The sequence below is a fragment of the Pantoea eucrina genome, assembly GCF_002095385.1.
Classification (GTDB): domain Bacteria; phylum Pseudomonadota; class Gammaproteobacteria; order Enterobacterales; family Enterobacteriaceae; genus Pantoea; species Pantoea eucrina.
The window spans coordinates 1-4883 of sequence record NZ_MIPP01000079.1; the positions used below are offsets into that span (position 1 = coordinate 1).

Below are 4883 nucleotides of genomic sequence, written 5' to 3' on the forward strand. Positions count from 1 at the left end.
CTCAACCACAGGTTCAGGCGGGTTCTTCAGTTAGCTTCACAACCTTGATGGGTCGTTAGCTCAGTTGGTAGAGCAGTTGACTTTTAATCAATTGGTCGCAGGTTCGAATCCTGCACGACCCACCATCAAGTTTAAAGTTGTAAGCCGCTTCCACAGCGGGTCGTTAGCTCAGTTGGTAGAGCAGTTGACTTTTAATCAATTGGTCGCAGGTTCGAATCCTGCACGACCCACCAGATTCAGAAAAAAGCGCCCAACGGGCGCTTTTTTCGTTTTCCGCAGTACGGTAATGCCCCCCCACAGACGCGCATTAATACACCAGGGTCGCATTAATGCGACCCTACGGGTATGAGGAGCGGTAATGCGTTTGCGTTGACGGAATATGCCCATCCATACGTAGGGGCGCCATTTATGGCGTCCTGGCCGCGTATAAACCCCGATGGTTAATGAACGCGTCAGGGTCGCATTAACACGCCAGGGTCGCATTAATGCGACCCCTACGGGTATGAGGAGCGGTAATGCGTTTGCGTTGACGGAATATGCCCATCTATCCGCAGGGGCGCCATTTATGGCGCCCTGGCCGCTACCGTGCCGGCTTTTTCCGGGAGGCTTTTTCGGGCATCAGGCTTTTCCAGATATGCTGCACGGCATAGCTGCGCCATGGCCGCCAGACCTGCGATAGCTGCTCTGCCTCTCTGGCCGTTACGCCACCGAGATTATTACGGATAGCGATATCCTCTTTCGGGAAAGCATCAGGCCAGCGTAGCGCCCGCATGGCGATATAGCTGGCGGTCCACGGGCCGACCCCCTTCAGCGCCAGCAGCTGCTGCTGTACGGTATCCGGCGGCAGAAATCCGTTAAAGCGCAGCGCGCCGCTGGCGCAGGCGTGGGCCAGTGCGATAATCGCATTTGAACGGGCGCTGACTATGCCGAGCACCGCAATATCATCGACCGTTGCTGCTGCCAGCGTGGCCGCGTCCGGAGAGAGGCGGGAGAGCGCCGGCCAGGGCGTCTCCAGCGGCTCGCCAAAGCGCTCCGTCAGACGGCTGCTGAGCGTTACAGCCGCTTTTACCGTAACCTGCTGGCCGAGAATCGCGCGCACGCTTAACTCAAACGCATCGAACGCGCCGGGCACGCGCAGGCCCGGGTGGCGCGCCAGGCTCTCTGCCAGCAGCGGATCGCGGCCCAGTAGCTCGCTCACCGCCTGCGGCTGAGCATCCAGATCGAACAGATCGCGCAGCCGGCGCAGCAGGGCAGGCAGCACCGGCGTCAGTGTGGTAGTGAACTCAACCTGCAGCGCATGCTTATCGGGCAGGGCGCTGACGCGCACCCAGCCGCGACAGCCGCCCAGCGCGACGGTGCGGTGATAAGCGCCATCGGCCACCCACTCAGCCTGCTTCATGACGTGCGCTTCAAGAAACTCCAGCATCGCCGCCCAGTCATAGGGTGGACGGTAGCTCAGCTGCAGGGTGGCGCTCTGCTGTGGCAGCGCAGCGCCTTCCGGCTGGCTCCGCTTACGCAGCGCGGAAGGCGTCATGTGATAGCGCGCCTGAAACACATCATTAAAGCGGCGCAGGCTGCGAAAGCCGCTGGCGTAAGCGACCTCCGTTACGGGCAGCGCGGTTTCGGTCAGCAGCTGTTTGGCCAGCAGCATACGCCGCGTCTGACGCAGCTCCAGCGGCGAAACGCCCAGCTCCTGCTGAATAACGCGCCGCAGCTGACGTTCACTCAGAAAGAACTCACCGGCAATATCTGCCAGCGAGGTCTGCTCCTCCAGCATGCCCTCTTCAACGCGACGGATCAGACGATCGGCAATGCGGTGATGGTTATCTACCGGCGCAAATCCCGGCGCCAGCTCCGGGCGGCAGCGCAGGCACGGGCGAAAGCGCGCCTTTTCCGCTGCTTCTGCGTTATGAAAAAAGCGGCAGTTTTTCAGCAGCGGTTTGCGCACCGGACAGACAGGACGACAGTAAATACCGGTTGAGGTTACGCCTACGTAGAGCAGCCCGTCAAAGCGACTGTCGCGCGACGTCAGCGCCTGGTAAGCAATTTCAGGATCAAGCATCGTCTTCTCCGGTAAATAAAGGGCATCATGGCGCAGTCCGGGTGCGGAAACACGCTGCTTTCGGACAGCTAATCAGTTTATGTGCCTGTCCGAAAACAGCCAGTTTGCGGCGCGATTAATGCAATAATAGTCGGGAGTCATCCACTGCGGAGATCTGTTATGTACCATACTAAAACCATCGTGACGCCGGTCGGCGAGCTGACGCTGATTGCCAGCGATAAAGGCCTGGCAGCCGTGCTGTGGGAAAATGAAGGATCGCAGCGCGTGCCGCTGACGCCGCTGTCACGTAACGAGTCGCACCCGGTGCTATGCGAGGCGGAGCGTCAGCTGCAGGAGTATTTTGCCGGCACCCGGCAGCGTTTTACCCTGAGCTACGACCCGTCCGGCACGCCGTTCCAGCAAAAGGTATGGGCCGCCCTGCTGACCATCCCATTTGGAGAGACGCGCAGCTACCGGCAGATAGCCGAGCAGATTGGGCATCCCAAAGCCGTACGCGCGGTGGGGGCTGCCAACGGCAAAAACCCGCTCTCTATTATGGCTCCCTGCCACCGCGTCATTGGCAGCAACGGCAAACTGACCGGCTTTGCCGGTGGCCTGCCGGTTAAGGCGTTTTTGCTGGAGCTGGAGCGGGCAGGTAAAGAGCCGGGTGCGCCGGTTGTTTAGTATAAAAAACTAAATAGCGATTTATTATGCTTTGTAGTATTTTCGTGGCTTCTGTTGTTAATTACATAAAACACTGATGCGGTAGTGCGCCATTGGATCGGCGGCAGGCGAACCGCTCTTTTACGCACCCTGCATTTCAGGCACAGGAGCCAGTAATGGACATTTTCAGCACGCAAAATATCCTGGTACATATCCCTCTGGCGCCGGCGGATACGACCTCTCATGGATTGAAGCGTTCGGCACGCTGGCCGGGCTGCTCTGTATCTGGCTGGCAAGCCAGGAAAAAATCAGTAACTACCTGTTTGGTCTGATCAACGTCACGCTGTTTGCGGTGATTTTCTTTCAGATCCAGCTCTACGCCAGCCTGCTGCTGCAGCTCTTTTTCTTTGTCGCCAATCTCTATGGCTGGTACGCATGGAGCCGGCAAACCAGTGACCATGAGCGCGCGTTAAAAATTCGCTGGCTGTCGCTGCCGAAAGCGCTGGCATGGGGCGCCGCCTGCGTTATTGCGATTGCGCTGATGACGCGCTATATCGATGTGGTGTTTGGCTTCCTTACCCGCAGCGCAGTGCAGATCATGCAGGGAATCGGCCTGCAGGTCAGCATGCCGCAGCTGCAGCCTGACGCGTTTCCCTTCTGGGATTCCTGCATGATGGTGCTCTCTGTCGTGGCAATGATTCTGATGACGCGTAAATATGTCGAAAACTGGCTGCTGTGGGTGGTCATCAACGTCATTAGCGTAATGATTTTTGCCCGGCAGGGGGTATATGCGATGTCGCTGGAGTACGCCATTCTCACGCTGATTGCGCTGAACGGCTCGCGTCTGTGGATACAGAGCGCACGCGAGCAGGGCTCACGTGCGCTGGCGGGTTAGTGATGATGATGCGCGTGTCCGTCCAGCACCGCATGATGATCGTCATCAGCGGCGTGTTCTGAACCGAGCGCGCAGTCGGGCAGGCTGCACGCCTGATACTCCATCTGCACCGTGGCATGTTCAATCTGATAGTGCTGATGCAGATAGTGATGAATTTTTCGCAGCAGGCCGTCGTGATCGTACGGCGGCACCACCTGAACATGCAGCGTAAGCACTGGCTTCTCTCCCACCTGCCACAGGTGAATATGGTGAACGTTACGCACCTCATCGATGTTCAGCTTCAGCTCGCGCGCCAGCTTATCAATATTGATATTCACCGGTGCACCCTCCAGCAGCTCATGCAGGCTTTCACGCAGCAGCGCCCAGGCGCTGCGCACCACCAGCACGGAAACCAGCAGTGAAAGAATCGGATCGATGGGCGTCCAGCCGGTAAGCATAACGATAACCGCGGCGGCAATGGCGCCCACCGAACCAAGCAGATCGCCCATGACGTGCAGCGCGGCGGCGCGCACGTTGAGATTTTTCTCGCCGCTGCCGCGATGCAGCAGCCAGAATGAAAGCAGGTTAGCAAACAGCCCGGCGATAGCGATACCGAGCATCAGGCCGCCCTCAATCGGCTGCGGATGAGTAAAACGCCGGATCGCCTCCCAGACAATCAGCACGGTGATCACCAGCAGCGCAATCGCGTTTACAAACGCCGCCAGGGTGGTCAGACGCAGCAGGCCAAAGGTATGCCGCGCATTGGGTTTACGGCGCGCAAACTGCACCGCCAGCAGCGCCATCAGCAGGGCGGCGGCGTCGGTCAGCATATGTCCGGCGTCGGCCAGCAGCGCCAGTGAACCTGAAAGAAGGCCGCCGATCACTTCGGCCAGCATAAACAGTGCCGTGACGCTAAACGCCGCCGCCAGGCGGGTGCGATTAGCATTGTGGTCACCGTGAGAGTGAGAGTGTGCCATAGCGTTCCAGTTGGTTGAGTAGCCTGTTGGTTAATAATATCAGTAAATTGAGCGTGTCAGGATGGAGCTGCTGCTGTTTCGCGGCGTCAATCAGCTGCTGACACGCTCCGGCGGCATCTTCAATGCCCAGCATCAGCCAGCTGCCTTTCAGGCGGTGAGCCGCTTTTTCAATCGCCGCCCAGTCGCGCTGCCCGCTGGCCTGCAGCAGCGCATCGCGATCCTGCGTAACGGCGCGCTGCAGCGTTTCACAGATGCGCGGCAGCCAGCTGGCGTCGTGCTGAGCCAGCTGCTGCAGCGTTGCCGGCAGCTGCGCCAGCGGATCGGACTG

At 59.1% G+C, this 4883-nt stretch carries 4 protein-coding genes, 2 tRNA genes and 1 pseudogene; 4 read left to right on the forward strand and 3 right to left on the reverse strand.

From position 1 onward, the window contains the following. Positions 1-49 precede the first annotated feature (49 nt). Positions 50-125: transfer RNA gene (locus HA43_RS18285), tRNA-Lys, on the forward strand. A gap of 32 nt (positions 126-157) precedes the next feature. Then, positions 158-233 (forward strand) — tRNA-Lys (locus tag HA43_RS18290). 347 nt (positions 234-580) lie between these two features. On the opposite strand, the gene HA43_RS18295 is transcribed toward HA43_RS18290, so the two are convergent. Further along, positions 581-2062, reverse strand: coding sequence for an AlkA N-terminal domain-containing protein (locus tag HA43_RS18295; RefSeq protein WP_094112317.1), 1482 nt, complete (start codon positions 2060-2062; stop codon positions 581-583). Positions 2063-2221: 159 nt separating this feature from the next. On the opposite strand from HA43_RS18295, the gene HA43_RS18300 reads away from it, so the two are divergent. Both HA43_RS18300 and pnuC read left to right on the forward strand, forming a co-directional pair. Next, a complete protein-coding gene (locus HA43_RS18300; RefSeq protein WP_039383258.1) occupies positions 2222-2725 on the forward strand; it encodes a methylated-DNA--[protein]-cysteine S-methyltransferase in 504 nt (167 codons plus the stop codon). A gap of 155 nt (positions 2726-2880) precedes the next feature. Next, positions 2881-3599: pseudogene (gene pnuC / locus HA43_RS18305) on the forward strand (nicotinamide riboside transporter PnuC). Here the strand turns inward: pnuC and zitB are convergent. Both zitB and HA43_RS18315 read right to left on the reverse strand, forming a co-directional pair. Then, positions 3596-4555 (reverse strand): CDF family zinc transporter ZitB, encoded by a 960-nt coding sequence (gene zitB / locus HA43_RS18310; RefSeq protein ID WP_039383263.1) that lies wholly within the window; start codon positions 4553-4555, stop codon positions 3596-3598. The pseudogene pnuC and the gene zitB sit on opposite strands and share 4 nt — an antisense overlap. Beyond that, on the reverse strand, positions 4530-4883 hold a 354-nt coding region (locus tag HA43_RS18315), incomplete at its 5' end, for an Hpt domain-containing protein (protein WP_211279591.1). The genes zitB and HA43_RS18315, both read right to left, overlap by 26 nt.

Excerpts from the sequence above, each read along its gene's own strand:
- HA43_RS18295 (WP_094112317.1), bottom strand. The coding sequence starts at position 2,062 with ATGCTTGATCCTGAAATTGCTTACCAGGCGCTGACGTCGCGCGACAGT.
- HA43_RS18300 (WP_039383258.1), top strand. The coding sequence starts at position 2,222 with ATGTACCATACTAAAACCATCGTGACGCCGGTCGGCGAGCTGACGCTG.
- zitB (WP_039383263.1), bottom strand. The coding sequence starts at position 4,555 with ATGGCACACTCTCACTCTCACGGTGACCACAATGCTAATCGCACCCGC.